Raw genomic sequence first — 15,493 nt, forward strand, 5'->3', positions numbered from 1 at the left:
ACAAGGGGTATCGTCGGCAGCGTCAGATGTGTATAAGAGACAGCCCCCGCCCCGTCCTCCACCGCCCTGATCACCGTCCTCGCCCCGGCCCTCGCCGCGGCGGCGGCAGCGGCCATCGCCTTCGTCGTCCGCCGCAAGCGCTCCTGACGCCCCGCCAGAGAGCCCCTGCCCTCCCTTCCGTCCCCACCACACCGATTCCCGGAGCCACACCCATGTCCCACACCCCCGCCCGCCACCGCAACCGCACCCGGCTGGCCGCTCTCGCCGCCGCGACCGCAGGGCTCGGTCTGACCGCCTTCGGCCTGCCCGCCCTCGCTTTCGGCGCCGGCGCGCCCACCACCGTCCACTACGACACCGGTTCGCTGGACTGGGGCGTCCTGGCGAAGTTCCGCAGCTACGTGACCGGCCCGATCGGCGGCGGCAGCATCACGCCGAGCGGCGGGGCCACCGTCAACCAGGACGGTTCGTACCACTTCGACCTGGCCTCCGCGGGCTACGACATGACGACCCACCGGCTGACCGCCGCGTTCGACGGCGGGGTGCGCTTCCTCGCCCACGACGGCGCGCTGGACATCGCGCTCAGCGACCTGCGGATCACCACCGAGGGCACCACCGGCACCCTCACCGCGGACACCGCCTCCAAGGAGACCATCGGCGCCACCGCCCCGACCCTGCGCGAGGACGTCCCGCTGGCCACCTTCACCGTCGCCCGCGACACCACCAACGGCGGGGCCACCGCCGCCGCCCTGACCGCCGAGGGCGCGAAGGCGTTCGCGGGGTTCTACCAGGCGGGCACCTCGCTGGACCCGCTGTCGATCGTCCTCAAGCAGACGCCCGCCCCGTCCCCGTCCGCCTCTGCCTCGGCCTCCGCTTCTGCTTCTGCCTCGCCGGAGCCCAGCACTCCCGCCGAGCCCTCCTCCTCGCCCGAACCCTCTTCCTCCCCCTCCGCGTCCGCGTCCGCGTCCGCCTCTGCCTCCGCCGCCCCTTCTCCCTCCCCCTCCGCGTCCGCCTCCACCCCGGCGGGCGACGAGCTGGCGATCGTCGACGGCCGCCTGGAGTGGGGCGTGCAGCCCGACTTCGTGGCCTACGTGACGGGGCCGATCGCGGCCGGCAAGGTCGAGTTCGGCGGCGGCGCGGCCGGTTTCGGGTTCGGTTCGGGCAGCGGCAGCTACCGGACGGACACCCACGCGCTGTCGGCGGACTTCGCCGGGTCGGTGCGCTTCCTGGGCCACCGGGGGGCCGACGGGCAGTACCAGTTGGACACCGCGCTGTCGAAGCTGGGCCTCCGGGTGGACGCCTCCGGCGCGTACCTGGTCGCGGACGTGACCGCCAAGTCCCTCTCCGGCGGGCAGCCGGTCGTGCTGTCCGGGGCCAGGATCGCCGAACTCGACCTGTCCGGGGCCGACTTCACCCCGGTCGACGGCGTGGTGACGCTGCGCGCGGTTCCGGCGACACTGACCGCCGCCGGCGTCCCGGTGTTCGGGCAGTACAAGGATGGCAAGGTGCTGGCGCCGGTCACCGCGGTCCTCTCCTTCGACCGCTCCGCTCCCCTGCCGTCCACCGCCCCCTCCACCGGCACGGGGACCGGCGGTACGGGCACCGGCACCTCCTCCACCGGTGGCGCCACCCTCACCGCCTCCGGCGGTGAACTCGCCTTCACCGGCGGCGGCACCGCCCCGATCCTGGCGACGGCCGCCGGGCTGCTGCTGGTCGGCGGGGCGACCGTCGTCCTGGCGCGCCGCCGCTCCTCCTCCACCGCCACCAGCGCCGAGTGACCTGGCCGAACGCGTCGGGCCCGTACGGGAGTCCTCCCGTACGGGCCCGTCCCCGCTGCGCGTACGGCCCAGGTCAGCGTTCGCCGGCCAGTTCGGCCAGTTCGCGCAGGCGGGTGAAGTAGTCGGCGGCCCCGGGGTCGTCGGCGAGTTCGGGCAGGATCCGGTGGACGGTCGCTATGCCGGTGCGCAGGGCTTCTCTGCGGCGTTGGTCGAGCGGCCCGGCCAACGCGGCGGACACGCAGCCGGCGAGGTGGCTGTCGAGCAGCACCAGGTCTTCACCGGCGGGGGACCGCAGGTAGCAGCTCTGCGGGAAGGGCAGGTGGAGGAAACCCTGCCAGAGGGTGGCCAACTGGTCATCGTGCGTGTCGCTCATGCGGACGATGATGCCCGAGCGCACGGCCGCCCCGTCACCCGCCCCGCTCCTCCCCCGCCCGGTCCTTTCACCCGACACGCACACCCGGCATGCACACCCGACACGCACGCACCTACGACGGAGCCCGGCGCGGGAACGGTTCCCGCGCCGGGCCGGCGGCGTCCGGTGCCCAATCGCTCGGGCGCTCAGGCGCTCAGCGGGTACCGCCCGCCGAGCTCGTCGAATATCGCGCCGTTGAGGACGAAGGCGCGCTTGCACTCCTCGGCGACCCGGCGGCGCTCGACCTCGTCCATCAGTTCGCCCGCGGCGTCCAGCTTGGCGCGGTAGTCGCGCTTGAACGCGGCGGGGTTGTCGATCTCCTCGAAGACGTAGAACCGGACACCGTCGCCCTTGCGCTCGAAGCCCCAGGTGCGCTCGGCGGCGCCGCGGATGATCTGACCGCCCGACAGGTCGCCGAGGTAGCGGGTGTAGTGGTGGGCGAGGTAGCCGGCCGGCCAGGTCCCGGCGAGTTCCCCGATCCGGGCGGCGAGCGCCTCGGTGGCGGGCAGCGGGGCGAGCGCGTCGCGCCAGTCGGGGCCGGCCAGGTGGTCGAGGTCGCGTTCGATCGCGGCGGTGCGGAGCAGGGCGCGGTCGATCAGCGGGCCGGCGACCGGGTCGGCGGCGAGGGCGCCCAGGCGGGATTCCAGGGCGCGGTAGACGTACCAGAGCTGGCCGGTGAGGTCGGTGTAGGCCTGGACGCCGAGCCTTCCGCCGAGCAGGTCGCCCATGAAGGACGACTGTTCGGCCGCCTGGTGCTCCTCGGCGCTGGCGGTGCGGAGCAGGGCGGAGAAGGCGGCGGACCGCTGGTCGGGGCTGGACATCGGGAAGGGCCTCCAAAGATCGAATCTTCCCGATTATTTAGGTGAGGCTACCCTAAGTCAAGCCCTTGCCGACGCCCTGTCGGGAAGATTCCACGGAGCGTTGAAACGCTTCGACGCACCGGCTCCGACGTGCTTGGATGCTCATCATGAACCGATCATTCGACGCCCTGGTGGACGAGGCCGCTGCCGCCCCCGTCGACGGGTGGGACTTCTCCTGGCTCGACGGCCGGGCCACCGAGCAGCGCCCGTCCTGGGGGTACCAGCGGCTGCTGGGCGAGCGGCTGGCGGCGGCCTCCGCGGCGCTGGACGTGCAGACCGGCGGCGGCGAGGTGCTCGCGGGCGCGGGCGCGGCGAACTTCCCGCGCACGCTGGTGGCGACCGAGGGCTGGGCGCCGAACGCGGCGCGGGCGACGCGGCTGCTGCACCCGCTGGGCGCCGTCCTGGTGGCCTCCCCGGAGGACGCGCCGCTGCCGTTCGCCGACGGCGCGTTCGACCTGGTGACCAGCCGTCATCCGGCGCGGGTGGACTTCCCGGAGATCGCCCGGGTGCTGGCCCCCGGCGGCACGTACTTCGCCCAGCACGTGGGCGGGCGCACCAACGTCGAGCTGAGCGAGTTCTTCCTCGGGCCGTTCCCGCTGCCCACCGACCGCGAGCACGAGGTGGAGGCGGCGCGGGCCCGGGCGGCGGGGCTGGAGGTGGTGGAGTGCCGCAACGAGCGGCTGCGGCTGGAGTTCTCCGACGTCGGAGCGGTGGTCTGGTTCCTGCGCAAGGTGATCTGGACGGTGCCCGGCTTCTCGGTCGACCGCTACCGCGAGCGGCTGCGCGAGCTGCACGAACTGATCGGGCGCGAGGGCGTGTTCGTCTCCACCATGTCCCGCACCCTCCTCGAGGCCCGCAGGCCCACCGCCTGAACCGCCCGGCCGCCGCCCGGCCGCTCGACCGCCCGGCGCAAACCGTCACCCGCACCGGCGACCCGCCGGGTCGGAAACCACCCGAACCGGCTATGCATCCGGCCGGGAACGCCGCAGGACGACTGCGGCACGACGGCGGGACGACGGCGGGAGGCGGCCGAAGATGGCGCACGGTACGGCGCACGGCACGGCGGAGGGGCGCACCGAGCTGGACCGCAAGGGCGGGCCGGGGCACACGGTGCTGCTGGCGCTGCTCGCGGCGGTGCCGCTGGTGAAGATCGCCTGGACGGTCGGCGGCGGCTCGCACACCCGCGAGGTGGTCACCACCATGGGCGTGCCGAACCTCGGCGAGGTGCTGGTCGGCATGGTGACGACGCGTCCGCTGCTGGGCTCCCTGGTGGCGGTGGTCACCTCCCGGGTGGTGTTCGCCCTGTTCGCGGCGCGCGGCGCCGTCCCGAGCGGGCGCTCGGCGGGCGCGGTGGCCCGGACGGTGGCGTTGACGCTGGTCAACCCGGTGGCGATGGGCGTGCTGTGCTGGGTCTTCTACGGGCCCTGGTGGGGGCTCGGGGTGACGCTGGCCGCGCTGGCGCTGCGCCAGGGGCTGGTCCAGGAGTACCGGGCGGGCCGCCGCCCCCGCCCGCACGGGCGGCCGGACGCCGTCCCCCTGGCGCCGTGGCGGCTGCGGCTGGTGGCGGCCGAGCAGTGGACGGCGCTGCTGCTGACCGTCGTGGTGCTGCCGGTGACGGCGTTCGCGGCCGCGCTGGACGGGCTGGCCTGGGACACCGTGCTGCGCTGCGAGGTCGCGGCGGGGGCGCACACCGAGCAGTCCCGGCTGATCGAGCTGGACCGCAAGGGCAACGGCGTGGTCGGCTGGGACCTGCACGCCCAGGAGATCGTCAACGGGCTGGGCTGCGTCAAGGAGGAGTCGCTGCGGGTCCGCCCGGCCTGGTGGAACTCCTGACCGCCCCTCGGCCCGGGCCGCGCTCCCGATCCGCCCCGGAACGGAGTGAGGCTGGTCTCATCGCCGCGGCCCCGGAGGGCGAAATGCGCCTTGTGCAGGGCTTTTCCCGACCGGAGCGATTTCCCGGGGCCCGGCCCGCCCCCTAGGCTCCGCCGTCATGAACGCCCTCCCCGCGAAGCGCCACTGGCGCACGTGGCTGTTCCTCTGGATCGGCCTGCCCTTCTTCGCCCTGGTCGGTCTCGCCAAGGCCGCGCCCGACCTCGTACCGGCCTGGAAGGCGCACGGCGGCAGCGGGGTCACCGGGACGTACACCGCCCTCCGGGAGTCCTGCGGCCGCAGGTCCTGCAGCTACTACGGCGACTGGAAGGCGGCGGACGGCTCCTCCAGCCGCACGGACGTCCTGCTCTACGACGACCCGGACTCCCTGCGGGTGGGCGGGACGGTCGAAGCCCTGGACTCCGGCTCCTCCGACGGGGTCTTCGCCACCGGCGGCGGCTACACCTACCTGATAGTGACGGGCTTCGCCCTCGGCGGCCTGGCGGCGGCCGTCGCCTGGCCGGTGTTCCTCTGGCGCACCTGGCGCTCCTCGCGCCTGCGCCGGGCCTCATCACTGGAGCCGGCCGGAGCGACCGAGGCGACCGACCGACTCCGCGCCGAGGAGGAACGCGCTCCCGCGGGCCTGCGGGCCGGGTCCGGGTGACGGTCCGTCAGACCTGTTCCGGCCGTCCCGTGCGGCGCACGGGACGGCCGGATCCGTCGGTGGTCAGCCAGCTGCCGTCGCCGAGCGGGTGGAGGTCGTAGCAGTCCCGGGCGCCGGAGTCGAACTCGCCGAGGATCCGGCCGGTGCGCGCGTCGACCCGGTGGCTGCGGAACCACTCCCCGTCGCCCGCCTCGTCCTCGTCCTCGTCCTCGCCGTACAGCACCACCACGAGGGTGTCCTGGTCGAGGTAGCCGCCGCTCCACTCGACCACGGCCTCGCACCCGTCGCCGTCGTGACCGAAGTCGTCGACGGTGACGGTGAACTCGGCCTCGCCGCCCGGGTACGCGTGCACGGTGAAGTCCCGCTGCCCGTGGTCGACCGTCAGGAAGTGCTTCCCGTCCGGGGAGAGGCCGATCAGACAGCGGTCGGTCCAGGGGTAGGCGGCCACTTCGAGGCCGCCGTCGGTGAGCGAGCCGCGGAAGACCACCGTGCCGTCCTGGCCCTCGCCGACGTCCAGCAGCACCGTCCCGTCGGGGTGCGCGAAGTGCGCGCCGGCGTGGCCGACGGTGCCCAGGTCGGCCCGGCCCAGTACGGCGCCGGTCGCGGCATCCAGCACCGTCCACCCGTCATGGCTGCCGCGGCCGGCCATCGCGTCGGGCCGGTAGAACCACAGCCGCCGGCCGTCCGCGGAGAGCCCGCACCCGGGCCGGTGCCCCCGCTCGCGCGTCCGCTCCCCCTCGACGGCCGAGCGCCACAGCTCGGCGCCGTCCGCCCCGACGCACACCGCGGCGTCCAGCGTGGTGTAGTACGCCCGCGTCAGGTCCGGGGCGACCGCGTGGTCGCGGACCTCGTCCCCCTCCCGCGGCCGGAACTCCGCGACCGGCAGCAGCGGCCCGGACCCCGGGGCGGCGGTGTCGTAGGCGCGGATCGCACCCCCTGCCAGGCGGGTGGTCGGCAGACGGCGGCCGTGGTCGTCACTCATGCCCCCGGACCCTAGCGCGGTGCACCGACAGCCCCCGGGCCGGGCTTCTCGGCGGTGGCCACGAACACGGTGACGGCGGCCAGGAACGGCCCGTGCGCCAAGTGGTCGAGCCACTCCCCGGCCTGTTCCCGGGTCAGGTACCCGGCGGCGACGGCCCGTTCGGTGTTGCGCCGCAGCCCGAGCACCCGGTCGGCGTCCCGGACGTCCCGGAAGAGCGCGGGGACGGGGGTGACGGCGCGCACGGCGAGGCCGCACCGCTCGGCCGGCCTGGGCAGTTGGCGGCCGATCAGCGGGTTGCGGACGACCCGGTCGGTGAGGTGCCGGGTGAAGGCGCGGGCGAGCGCGGGGTCGGGGTGGTCGACGGCGAGGGTGCCCCAGTCGGGTTCGGCGGCGACCAGCCGGCCGCCGGGGCGCAGCACCCGATGGGCCTCGGCGAGGGCGCTGGCCGAGGAGCTGTCGCCCGACCACATCGCCCGCCACCTCCACACCGCGGGCAGCTCCGACCCGGACCTGGTCATCCGCACCAGCGGCGAGCAGCGGATGTCCAACTTCCTGCTGTGGCAGAGCGCCTGCGCGGAACCGTACTTCTGCGACGCGTACTGGCCGGCCTTCCGCGAGGTCGACTTCCTGCGCGCGGTCGGGGCGTACGCCGACCGCCGGCGCCGCTACGGCGCCTGAGGTCCGGCCGGCGGCAGCGGGCGGCCCTCCCCGGGCCGGGGGGACGGGAGCCGGCCGGTGGTCACCCGCAGGAGGGCCTCCAGGATGCCAGTGCTCTCCGCGGCGGACATGGCGACGGGCTGCGGGAGCCCGGGCCGGGTGCAGGCGATCTCCAGCAGGACGCGCGCCGCGTCGGCCAGCGCGGCCGCGGCGCGTTCCGCGCGCTCGGCCGGGTCGGTGTCGGCGATCAGGCCGAGGGCGGCGGCGGTGCGGCGCCGCTCGCGGCGGGCCTCGTAGGCGCGCTGCCGGCAGGCCTGGCCGCAGTACTTGGGGCGGGCCCCCCGCTTGCCGCCCGTGGGGGCGGGCCTGCCGCACCAGACGCAGGGGTGCGCGTCCGTCCGGGCGTCGGGGGTGGTCGCGGCGTCGTCCATACCCTGATCCAACGCCCGCCGCCCGCCGCACGGGACGGGCCCGGAGCCGGTTCACCTGAACGGGGGCCCGGCCCTCCCGGCGGGGCTCAGCGGCGCAAGGCCGACGCGGTGTTCCGGTCAGCCGCCCCGGCCGCCGCACCGTCCTCCGCCCGGCCCGTCCCGCTCATCGGGCGATCATCCCGGCCAGCGCGAGGTCGAGCAGCCGGTCGGCCTGGGCGGGGGTGTCGTGCTCGCGGGCCCAGGCCGCGGCGTTCATCAGGGTGAACACGTCGGCGCCGGTGGTGTCGCCGCGCAGCGCTCCGGCGGCCCGGGCCCGGTCGACCAGGCGTTCGCCGATGGCCGTCAACCGGTGGCAGGAGTCCTGGAGTTCGCCGGAGCGGGCGGCCAGCGCGGCGGCCAGGCCCTGGTAGGCGGCGGCGTGCCGGACGACCGCGCGGATCCAGTCGGCCAGCGCCCGGGCCGGGTCGGGGTGCTCGGCGAGGCCGTCGCCGTACTCGAACAGCTCCCGGTTGCGGGCCTCCAGCAGGGCGGCGATCAGGGCGGCGCGGGTCGGGAAGTGGCCGTAGAGGGTGCCGGTCGCGACACCGGCCCGGCGGGCGACGCCCTCCAGCGAGGCGCCGGTGCCCTCCGCGCGGAACACCGCGTCGGCTTCGGCGAGCAGCCGTTCGCGGTTGCGCAGCGCGTCGGCGCGCGGTCGGCGGCGGGCGGTTTCGGCCACGTCAACTCCCTTTCCGGGGGCAGACCTTGCGCCCCACCTACAAATCGAGGCATCCTCGACTTACCTCGAAACCGAGGATGCCTCATTTTAACGGGGCGCCAGTCGCCCGAACAGGGGGAACCCGCCGTGATCCTGCTGACCGGAGCCACCGGCTCGATCGGCCGCCACCTGGTGCGCCGGCTCGCCGAACGGGGGGCCGGGTTCCGCGCCCTGGTGCGCGACGGGGCCAAGGGCCGCGCCCTGGGCTGCCCGTACGCCGTCGGCGACTTCGACGACCCGGCCTCGCTGGCCGCCGCGTTCGAGGGCGCGGACCGGGTGTTCCTGGGCGGGCCCGGCGCGCTGCCGGTGGACGGGGAGCAGCCGATGGTCCGGCAACTCACCGCCGCCATCGAGGCGGCCGCGGCCGCGAGCGTCGAGCACGTGGTGAAGGTCTCGGTGTGGCACGCCGAGCCGGGCGGTCTGCTCGCCCAGGGCGCGCACAGCGTGCTCGACCGCCGGCTGGCCGCCGCCGGACCGGCCTGGACGCTGCTCCAGCCCTCCGGTTTCCTGCAGAACCTGCTCGCCCCGGGGGCGTTCACCCCGGACGGGCGGCTGATCGCCCGCTACGGCGGCGCGCCCGTCTCGCACATCGACGCCCGGGACATCGCCGAGTGCGCGGAGGTGCTGCTGACGGGGGCGCCGCGCCCGGGCGAGTCCTTCGTGCTGACCGGCCCGCGGGCCCTGACCGACCGGGAGTTGGCCGAGCGGATCTCACTCGCGCTGGGCCGCCCGGTCGGCCTCGCGCCCCTCGCCCCGGACGAGGTCGCCGCCGCGCTGACCGCCCGGGGTGCCCCGTCCGGTTTCGCCGCCGATCTGGCCGGGCTGCTGCGCGAGGTCGCGGCGGGCTCCCTGGCCGAGGTCACCGCCGCCGTCCCCGACCTGCTCGGCCGGCCCGCCCGCACGGTCGACGCCTTCCTGGCCGACCACCTGCCCGCCCTCCGCGCGGCCGTCCAACTCCCGTGAGCGGCGCTGACCTTGACCCACCTTTGACCCGATCTTGCCCGGCGCCCGGCGGTGTCCGGGATCAGAGTACGAGTACTCTGGCCAACGGTCCGCCGCATACGGAATGATGATCACACTCGCGGGCCGCCCAGGGCCCGCCCCCCACCGACCGGAGCCCCCACCGTGAAACGTCCCGCCCTGGCCGCAGCCGCCGCCGTACTCGCCGCGGGCACCCTGCTCGTCGGCTGCGGCTCCACCCACAGCACCGGCTCGGGTTCGGGCTCCGGCTCCGGCTCCGGCTCGTCGAACGCCGCGCAGGAGAGCCAGCAGAAGTACGAGCAGCAGCAGGTCCAGGCGGCCGCCGACCACGACCGGGCGTTCCCGACCATCGCGAAGACCTGCAACGGCCGGCCCACCGCGGTGCCGCCGCCGGTGGCCCAGCCGTCGGCGAGCGGCCAGTCCTCGACGGCCGGCCAGCCCGAGAACCCCAAGTACGGTGAGAACCACGGCTACTTGAAGACCACCGCGCTGAGCCCCGCCCAGCAGTGCCGGGGCGACGCGCACGCCGCGCGCATCGTCACCGGACTGGCCGGGCACACCCCGGCCGGGACCGAGCAGGCGAAGGAACTGCTCGCCAGCCTCGGCTACCCGGACGCCACCGTCACCCAGGGCGCCAACGGCGTGCAGTTCTCCTTCTTCGTCCCGCAGGTCGGCCCCTGCCTGACGGGCACGCTGTCCGACCCGCCGCACATCGAGGTGCACGGCCCCTACGTCGAGGGCGGCTGCTCCCCCTCGAAGGGCGGCCACTGAGCTCCGCCCGGCCACCGGCCGGTCGCCGTCGGAAACCCCCTGGCCCGGCAGCCGACTCCGCCGCCAGGCCGGGGAGATGACGGGCGATCCGCTGTTCCGGAGAGCCGCCGACCGGTGGGCCGGGCGCCTTCCCCGGGCCGGGCGCCGCGACGGTCGCGGTCTCCCCGGAGTCCGGCCGGTGCCCGTCGGGCTGGTCCGGTCTGCCGACGTCGGAGGGCCCGGTACCGGCGACCGCGCCGGACGAGCGGCGGGCCGGGCTGCTGCGGGCCGCGCCGCGCTCCCGTCCCGGGGCCGCGCGGGACGCCGACCGGCTGCGGGCGGCGCTCCCGGTCGGCCGGGCGCTCGGACCGGCCACGCCCGCCCGCCCCGACCGGATCCGCCGCTCCAGCGCGTCGAACGCGTCGAGGACCTCCGGGCTGTCGGCCGCGCCGCTTCCCGAGCCGTCCACCGTGAGGTTCGCCGTCCGCCCCGGCCCTTCTCCGCCCCGGCCGGTTCGTTCGCGCACCGGGCGCCGCAGCCCGGCAAGGCCCGTTTCTGGCGGCCGCTCAGTCCTGCCCCGCTCCGCGCACCTTCGCCAGGAAGCCCGCCAGGTTGCCGCGCATCCGCTCGATCCGCTGCTCCAGCGTCAGCGACTCGTAGATCTTGGTGCCGGTCTCGCGCAGGCCCCGCACGTACAGCGAGCAGGCCAGGTCGCTGCACATGTACGCGCCGACCGAGTTGCCCTGCCGCCCGGCCGGGCCGGCCAGCGGGGCCACCAGCAGCGAGACGCCGCCGGTGTGCGTGGTGACGCACAGCGAGCAGATGCTCCGCCGGGCCTGCCAGGACGCGCCGGAGGAGGCGCGCAGGACGACGGCCTGCGGGCGGCCGTCCAGTTCGGTGACCAGGTAGGCGCGGTCGGGGGCCTGCGGGTCGCGCCAGCCGAGGAAGTCCAGCTCGGGCCAGGGCTGTTCGGCCAGCTCGCGGGGCAGGTTCAGTCGCTTCGCCTCGCCCTTGGAGCAGTTCAGGAACGCGGCGCGGATCTCGGGGTCGGTCAGCTCTCTCACGAAACACCACGCTAATTTGCCTAAGTCGTTTAGGCAAACGGATAATGTTTGAAGGAACCGGGAGAGGAACGGGTGAACACGGTGGCACGTGCAGGTCTGACCCCCGAGGTGCTGACCAGAGCGGGCGCGGAACTGGCCGACGAGGTGGGCTTCGAGCAGGTGACGGTCACCGAACTGGCCCGCCGCTTCGACGTCAAGGTCGCCAGCCTGTACTCGCACGTCAAGAGCTCGCACGACCTCAAGGTCCGGATCGCCCTGCTCGCCCTGGCCGAACTCGCCGACCGCGCCGCCGACGCGATCGCCGGCCGCTCCGGGCGCGACGCCCTCGCCGCCTTCGCCGAGGCGTACCGCGGCTACGCCCGCGAGCACCCGGGCCGCTACGAGGCCGCCCGGCTGCGCCTCGACCCGGAGACCGCCGCCGCCAGCGCCGCCCCCCGCCACTCCCAGCTGACCCGGGCCGTCCTGCGCGGCTACCACCTCTCCGAGCCCGGCCAGACCCACGCCGTCCGCCTGCTCGGCGGCGTCTTCCACGGTTACATCGAGCTGGAGTCCGCCGGGGGCTTCGCCCACACGCCGGTGGACCCGCAGGAGTCCTGGGACTGGATCGTCGACTCGCTGGACGCCCTGCTCCGCGCCCGCGCCGACGGCTGAACGGGCCGCGCCGGCCCTTCCCGGAGCGGGCCGACCACCCGGCAGCCCCCGGCCGACGACCCCCGGACGCGGCGACGGCGGCCACCGGAAGGACCGGTGGCCGCCGTCGACCCGTGCCTACCCGCCGCTCACGCGCCTTCGCGCACGGGGAGCTTCCAGCCCGGGCGCGGGTAGTGGCAGGTGTAGCCGTTGGGGTAGTGCTGCAGGTAGTCCTGGTGCTCGGGCTCGGCCTCCCAGAAGTCGCCCAGCGGGGTGACCTCGGTGACCACCTTGCCGGGCCACAGGCCGCTGGCGTCGACGTCCGCGATGGTGTCCAGGGCGGTGGCGCGCTGGGCCTCGTCCGCGTAGAAGACCGCCGAGCGGTAGCTGCTGCCGATGTCGTTGCCCTGCCGGTCGAGGGTGCTGGGGTCGTGGATCTGGAAGAAGTACTCCAGCAGCGTCCGGTAGCTGATCCGCTCCGGGTCGTAGACGATCTCCAGCGCCTCGGCGTGGCCGGGGTGGTTGCGGTAGGTGGCGTGCGCGTTCTGGCCGCCGGTGTAGCCGGTCCGGGTCGACTGGACGCCGGGGAGTTTGCGGATCAGCTCCTGCATTCCCCAGAAGCATCCGCCGGCCAGGACAGCGCGGTCCGTGGTCATCTCGTACTCACTCCTCGCATGGGACGTCGACTCGTCCGCCCGGGGCGCCACCCCGGGGGACCACCCGGTCCAACCGCCGGACCGCCCGCGATGTTCCCGCCCGCCGGGGGTCGCGCCCCGGTCAGCCGGCCAGCCCCTCGACGACCTGCGCGCCGGGCAGCGCGGCGGCCACCGCGCCGGGCAGGATCAGCTTCCCGCGCCGCCGCCCGCTGCCGACCAGCACGTACGGGGCGGCGGCGACGGCCGCGTCGACCAGCAGCGGCCAGTGCGCGGGCAGGCCGACGGGGGTGATGCCGCCGTACTCCATGCCGCTCTCGCCGACGGCGGTGTCCATCGGCGCGAACGACGCCTTGCGCGCTCCCAGGTGGCCGCGCACCGCCCTGTTGACGTCGAGCCGGGTGGTGGCCAGCACCAGTCCGGCGGCCAGCGTCGTCTCCCCGCCGCGCTTGGCGGCGACCACCACGCAGTTCGCGGAGGCCCCGGCCGGGACGTCGTACGCCTCGCAGAACACGGCGGTGTCGGCCAGTTCCGGGTCGGTGTCCACGTACAGCACCTGCCGGGCCGCTTCCGCGTCCCACCGGTCCAACAACCCGGCCACCGGGGCGGCCAGTTCCTCCATGACGTCCACCGCGCGCCGCACCTGCGGGAAGTTCCCGAACGGCGCCCGCACCGGCTGCTCCACCTGCTCGTTCATGCCCCGACTCTAGCGCCGGGCCGGACCTCCCCCCGCGGCCGTGGAGCGCCGCCCCGTCGACTAGGATGTGTACGGCGTTCACATGAGAAGGACGACGCGTGCGGCGCGGACACCGGAGAGGGCGACCCATGACACGAACCGACGCCCCGTACCACCACGGCGACCTGCGCGCCGCGTGCCTGCGCGCCGCCCGGGAGCTGCTGGAGGAGGACGGCGGCGCGGGCCTGTCCCTCCGGGCCGTGGCACGGCGGGCGGGCGTGTCGGCGACCGCCCCCTACCGCCACTACGCCGACCGCGACGCCCTCGTCTCCGCGGTCGCGGCGGAGGGCTACGCCGAACTCGCCGGGCACCTGGCGGCCGCGCACCCCTCTCCGCGCACGCCCGAGGACCTCGCCCGGGTCGCCGTCGCCTACGTCCGGTTCGCGCTGGAGCACCCGGCGATGTTCCGCGTGATGTTCGCCGAACCCTGCGATCCGACGGACGAGGAGCGGGTCGCGGCGACCGCCGCCGTCCGGGAGTACGTCCGGGACGTCGTCCACGGCGTCTTCCCCCGCTCCGACGCGGAGGCCCTGTCCGTCGCCGTGTGGGCGGTCGTGCACGGCCTGGCCTTCCTCCACCTGGACGGCAAGCTGGACGCCTCCACCCCCGAAGCGGTGTCGCGCCAGGTCCACGCCGCCGTCCACGCGCTGCTCGACGCGGGACCGGTGGCGCGTCCGGCGGACTAGCGGACTAGGGGCCGGCGGGCTCGGGGCCGGAACCCGCCGGAACCCGGTGACCCCGGTCGGGGTCCGGCGCCGACCGGGTGCGGACCGGCCCGGTCCGCGGCTCCCGCCGTCGCCGGGCACCGGCGCCCGCCCGGCTCACTCGGCGAGGGCCGCCCGCCGGCTCCAGGACCCGCGGCGCGGGCGGCCCGGCAGCTCGCCCCGGCCGGTGCACCGGAGCAGGACCGGGACGGGGTCGCCCGCCGGGGCGTCGGGGAAGAGCCGGGCCGGCACGGCGGCGCAGAGCGCGGGCGGCGGCGTCCAGTCCGGGGCGAGGCCGGTGGTGACGTCGTGGGTGTGCGGCAGCGTCTCGGCGACGCCCATCGCGGCGAAGCCCGCCCGGTCGGCCGGGCCCCGGTGCCAGGCCCGGACGTCCGGTCCGGCCGCGGCCGGCGCGAGGGCCGGCAGTTCGCCGCAGGCCGGCGCGGTGGCCAGCACCTCGGCCGGGTCGGCGTCCGGACGCACCGTCAGGTCGAAGGGCAGGTAGCGGGTCTCGGGGCGGGCCACGACCCGCCCGGCGTGGGCGAGCAGGTCGTGGCCGAGGTGGGCGAGCGTGTCCCGGCAGTTCCACTCCAGCGGGCCGGCCGGGACGCTCCAGTCCGAGCCGAGGTGCGGGGTGAGGACGCGTCGCGTCTCCGCCGGGGCGGCACGCAGTTCCGCGTGGTCCGTCGCGTCATCCTCGCACCCGGCTCCCGGGCCCGTCCTACAGGTAGGGACGGGTGATCAGCTCCAGGCCGTGGCCGGCCGGGTCGAGCAGGTAGACGCCGCGCCCGCCGTGCTCGGTGTTGGTCTCGCCGGGGCGCCTCATCTGCGGGTCGGCCCAGTGGTCGATGCCGCGCTCGCGCAGCATGGCGTGGGCGCGGTCGAACAGGCCGTCGTCGACCAGGAAGGCGTAGTGCTGCATCTGGATCTCCACCGGCGGTTCGGCGAACTGCAGCAAGACGCCGTCGGCGAGCAGCAGGTTGGTGAACGGGCCCCAGGAGGGCGCCTGTTCGGCCTCCAGCAGCTCGCGGTAGAAGCGGGCGGACGCGGGGGCGTCCTTGGCGGCGATGATGGTGTGGTTGAAGGCGGCTGGCACGGCGGGTGAACCTCGTTCCGGGTGTGGTCGGTCTGGGGGCGTGTGCGCACTGCTTCCAGGGCCCGGCGGCCCTCGGACGTGCGGACGCCCCTGCGGCACCCGGGGCGCGGTCAGTCGCCCACCGGGTCACCGATCCGTGCGTGGCCCATGGCCGTTCCGGTGTTCACCCGGCCACCGTACGCAACGGCCCGACTCCCTGACAAACCGTTTTCCGGGCCCGCAGCGTCGTCGTGACGGACGGGCCCGCCGCGGCCCTGGCGTCGAGGAGTCCGGCCGGGTCCTCGACCCATTCGGCCACGACATGCCGCACGTCTTCGAGATCGCCGACCGCATCCACGTCCACCGGATGGGACGGCGCGAGGCCCTGATCAAACCGTCCGACTACTCCATGTCCGAGGTCGTGGCGATCATGACCGGTGCGCTCACCGTCGACCGGGACGGCGGCGGTACTGTCGTGGCGGACGCCGCCGCC

18 protein-coding genes and 3 pseudogenes are annotated in these 15,493 nt (G+C 75.4%); 10 read left to right on the plus strand and 11 right to left on the minus strand.

Features of this window, described 5'->3' with window-relative positions; genetic code table 11:
* Window positions 1–212: 212 nt before the first annotated feature.
* Window positions 213–1,775 (plus strand): HtaA domain-containing protein, encoded by a 1,563-nt coding sequence (locus tag OO48_RS32355; RefSeq protein ID WP_051733297.1) that lies wholly within the window; start codon window positions 213–215, stop codon window positions 1,773–1,775.
* Between the two features lie 73 nt (window positions 1,776–1,848).
* On the opposite strand, the gene OO48_RS36950 is transcribed toward OO48_RS32355, so the two are convergent.
* Window positions 1,849–2,148, minus strand: coding sequence for a hypothetical protein (locus OO48_RS36950; RefSeq protein ID WP_245194894.1), 300 nt, complete (start codon window positions 2,146–2,148; stop codon window positions 1,849–1,851).
* A 185-nt stretch (window positions 2,149–2,333) separates the two neighbouring features.
* The gene (locus tag OO48_RS32365; RefSeq protein WP_033222856.1) at window positions 2,334–3,008 is read right to left on the minus strand and encodes a biliverdin-producing heme oxygenase; all 675 of its coding nucleotides are present in this window, start codon (window positions 3,006–3,008) and stop codon (window positions 2,334–2,336) included.
* 146 nt (window positions 3,009–3,154) lie between these two features.
* On the opposite strand from OO48_RS32365, the gene OO48_RS32370 reads away from it, so the two are divergent.
* The 3 genes from OO48_RS32370 to OO48_RS32380 all read left to right on the plus strand — a co-directional run bounded on the left by OO48_RS32370 (window position 3,155) and on the right by OO48_RS32380 (window position 5,580).
* Window positions 3,155–3,919, plus strand: a complete 765-nt coding sequence (locus OO48_RS32370; protein WP_033222884.1) for a class I SAM-dependent methyltransferase — start codon at window positions 3,155–3,157, stop codon at window positions 3,917–3,919.
* 163 nt (window positions 3,920–4,082) lie between these two features.
* Entirely contained in the window at window positions 4,083–4,880 is a 798-nt protein-coding gene (locus OO48_RS32375; RefSeq protein WP_033222858.1) for a hypothetical protein, read from the plus strand.
* Window positions 4,881–5,037: 157 nt separating this feature from the next.
* Entirely contained in the window at window positions 5,038–5,580 is a 543-nt protein-coding gene (locus tag OO48_RS32380) for a hypothetical protein (RefSeq protein ID WP_033222860.1), read from the plus strand.
* Between the two features lie 7 nt (window positions 5,581–5,587).
* Here OO48_RS32380 and OO48_RS32385 read toward each other — a convergent pair whose 3' ends face one another.
* Together OO48_RS32385 and OO48_RS32390 are read right to left on the minus strand one after the other, a co-directional pair.
* Entirely contained in the window at window positions 5,588–6,562 is a 975-nt protein-coding gene (locus OO48_RS32385) for a hypothetical protein (protein ID WP_033222862.1), read from the minus strand.
* An 11-nt stretch (window positions 6,563–6,573) separates the two neighbouring features.
* Window positions 6,574–7,008: pseudogene (locus OO48_RS32390) on the minus strand (methyltransferase domain-containing protein); the annotation flags it as partial.
* On the opposite strand from OO48_RS32390, the pseudogene OO48_RS36955 reads away from it, so the two are divergent.
* Window positions 6,998–7,240: pseudogene (locus OO48_RS36955) on the plus strand (undecaprenyl diphosphate synthase family protein); the annotation flags it as partial. The pseudogenes OO48_RS32390 and OO48_RS36955 overlap by 11 nt on opposite strands.
* On the opposite strand, the gene OO48_RS35605 reads toward OO48_RS36955, so the two are convergent.
* On the minus strand, window positions 7,228–7,650 hold the full coding sequence (locus tag OO48_RS35605; protein WP_051733300.1) for a hypothetical protein: 423 nt from the start codon (window positions 7,648–7,650) through the stop codon (window positions 7,228–7,230). The pseudogene OO48_RS36955 and the gene OO48_RS35605 sit on opposite strands and share 13 nt — an antisense overlap.
* Window positions 7,651–7,813: 163 nt before the next feature.
* A complete protein-coding gene (locus tag OO48_RS32405; protein WP_033222864.1) occupies window positions 7,814–8,368 on the minus strand; it encodes a TetR/AcrR family transcriptional regulator in 555 nt (184 codons plus the stop codon).
* Between the two features lie 126 nt (window positions 8,369–8,494).
* Between OO48_RS32405 and OO48_RS32410 the strand changes: the two genes are divergently transcribed.
* Both OO48_RS32410 and OO48_RS38705 read left to right on the plus strand, forming a co-directional pair.
* Entirely contained in the window at window positions 8,495–9,370 is an 876-nt protein-coding gene (locus OO48_RS32410; protein WP_033222866.1) for an NAD(P)H-binding protein, read from the plus strand.
* 162 nt (window positions 9,371–9,532) lie between these two features.
* Window positions 9,533–10,159, plus strand: a complete 627-nt coding sequence (locus tag OO48_RS38705) for a hypothetical protein (protein ID WP_051733304.1) — start codon at window positions 9,533–9,535, stop codon at window positions 10,157–10,159.
* Between the two features lie 545 nt (window positions 10,160–10,704).
* Here the strand turns inward: OO48_RS38705 and OO48_RS32420 are convergent.
* Window positions 10,705–11,202, minus strand: coding sequence for an FBP domain-containing protein (locus tag OO48_RS32420; RefSeq protein ID WP_033222868.1), 498 nt, complete (start codon window positions 11,200–11,202; stop codon window positions 10,705–10,707).
* A gap of 81 nt (window positions 11,203–11,283) precedes the next feature.
* Between OO48_RS32420 and OO48_RS32425 the strand changes: the two genes are divergently transcribed.
* On the plus strand, window positions 11,284–11,853 hold the full coding sequence (locus OO48_RS32425) for a TetR/AcrR family transcriptional regulator (RefSeq protein ID WP_033222892.1): 570 nt from the start codon (window positions 11,284–11,286) through the stop codon (window positions 11,851–11,853).
* A 128-nt stretch (window positions 11,854–11,981) separates the two neighbouring features.
* On the opposite strand, the gene msrA is transcribed toward OO48_RS32425, so the two are convergent.
* Both msrA and OO48_RS32435 read right to left on the minus strand, forming a co-directional pair.
* Window positions 11,982–12,488: a peptide-methionine (S)-S-oxide reductase MsrA gene (msrA, locus tag OO48_RS32430; RefSeq protein WP_033222870.1), complete on the minus strand. Its 507-nt coding sequence runs from the start codon at window positions 12,486–12,488 to the stop codon at window positions 11,982–11,984.
* A gap of 121 nt (window positions 12,489–12,609) precedes the next feature.
* Complete coding sequence (locus tag OO48_RS32435) at window positions 12,610–13,182, minus strand: YbaK/EbsC family protein (protein WP_209439585.1); 573 nt, start codon at window positions 13,180–13,182, stop codon at window positions 12,610–12,612.
* A gap of 128 nt (window positions 13,183–13,310) precedes the next feature.
* On the opposite strand from OO48_RS32435, the gene OO48_RS32440 reads away from it, so the two are divergent.
* Window positions 13,311–13,907, plus strand: coding sequence for a TetR/AcrR family transcriptional regulator (locus OO48_RS32440; protein ID WP_033222872.1), 597 nt, complete (start codon window positions 13,311–13,313; stop codon window positions 13,905–13,907).
* Window positions 13,908–14,042: 135 nt separating this feature from the next.
* Here OO48_RS32440 and OO48_RS32445 read toward each other — a convergent pair whose 3' ends face one another.
* Window positions 14,043–14,450, minus strand: coding sequence for a hypothetical protein (locus OO48_RS32445; RefSeq protein WP_245194895.1), 408 nt, complete (start codon window positions 14,448–14,450; stop codon window positions 14,043–14,045).
* 196 nt (window positions 14,451–14,646) lie between these two features.
* Window positions 14,647–15,021 (minus strand): VOC family protein, encoded by a 375-nt coding sequence (locus OO48_RS32450; RefSeq protein WP_033222878.1) that lies wholly within the window; start codon window positions 15,019–15,021, stop codon window positions 14,647–14,649.
* A 200-nt stretch (window positions 15,022–15,221) separates the two neighbouring features.
* Here OO48_RS32450 and OO48_RS40405 point away from each other — a divergent pair.
* Window positions 15,222–15,493, plus strand: a pseudogene (locus OO48_RS40405) (sugar ABC transporter ATP-binding protein); the annotation flags it as partial.

The organism is Kitasatospora phosalacinea (assembly GCF_000716545.1).
GTDB lineage: Bacteria > Actinomycetota > Actinomycetes > Streptomycetales > Streptomycetaceae > Kitasatospora > Kitasatospora phosalacinea.

Coding starts and splice junctions, on each gene's coding strand:
- OO48_RS32355 (WP_051733297.1), top strand. CDS start 213: ATGTCCCACACCCCCGCCCGCCACCGCAACCGCACCCGGCTGGCCGCT.
- OO48_RS36950 (WP_245194894.1), bottom strand. CDS start 2,148: ATGAGCGACACGCACGATGACCAGTTGGCCACCCTCTGGCAGGGTTTC.
- OO48_RS32365 (WP_033222856.1), bottom strand. CDS start 3,008: ATGTCCAGCCCCGACCAGCGGTCCGCCGCCTTCTCCGCCCTGCTCCGC.
- OO48_RS32370 (WP_033222884.1), top strand. CDS start 3,155: ATGAACCGATCATTCGACGCCCTGGTGGACGAGGCCGCTGCCGCCCCC.
- OO48_RS32375 (WP_033222858.1), top strand. CDS start 4,083: ATGGCGCACGGTACGGCGCACGGCACGGCGGAGGGGCGCACCGAGCTG.
- OO48_RS32380 (WP_033222860.1), top strand. CDS start 5,038: ATGAACGCCCTCCCCGCGAAGCGCCACTGGCGCACGTGGCTGTTCCTC.
- OO48_RS32385 (WP_033222862.1), bottom strand. CDS start 6,562: ATGAGTGACGACCACGGCCGCCGTCTGCCGACCACCCGCCTGGCAGGG.
- OO48_RS35605 (WP_051733300.1), bottom strand. CDS start 7,650: ATGGACGACGCCGCGACCACCCCCGACGCCCGGACGGACGCGCACCCC.
- msrA (WP_033222870.1), bottom strand. CDS start 12,488: ATGACCACGGACCGCGCTGTCCTGGCCGGCGGATGCTTCTGGGGAATG.
- OO48_RS32435 (WP_209439585.1), bottom strand. CDS start 13,182: ATGAACGAGCAGGTGGAGCAGCCGGTGCGGGCGCCGTTCGGGAACTTC.
- OO48_RS32440 (WP_033222872.1), top strand. CDS start 13,311: ATGACACGAACCGACGCCCCGTACCACCACGGCGACCTGCGCGCCGCG.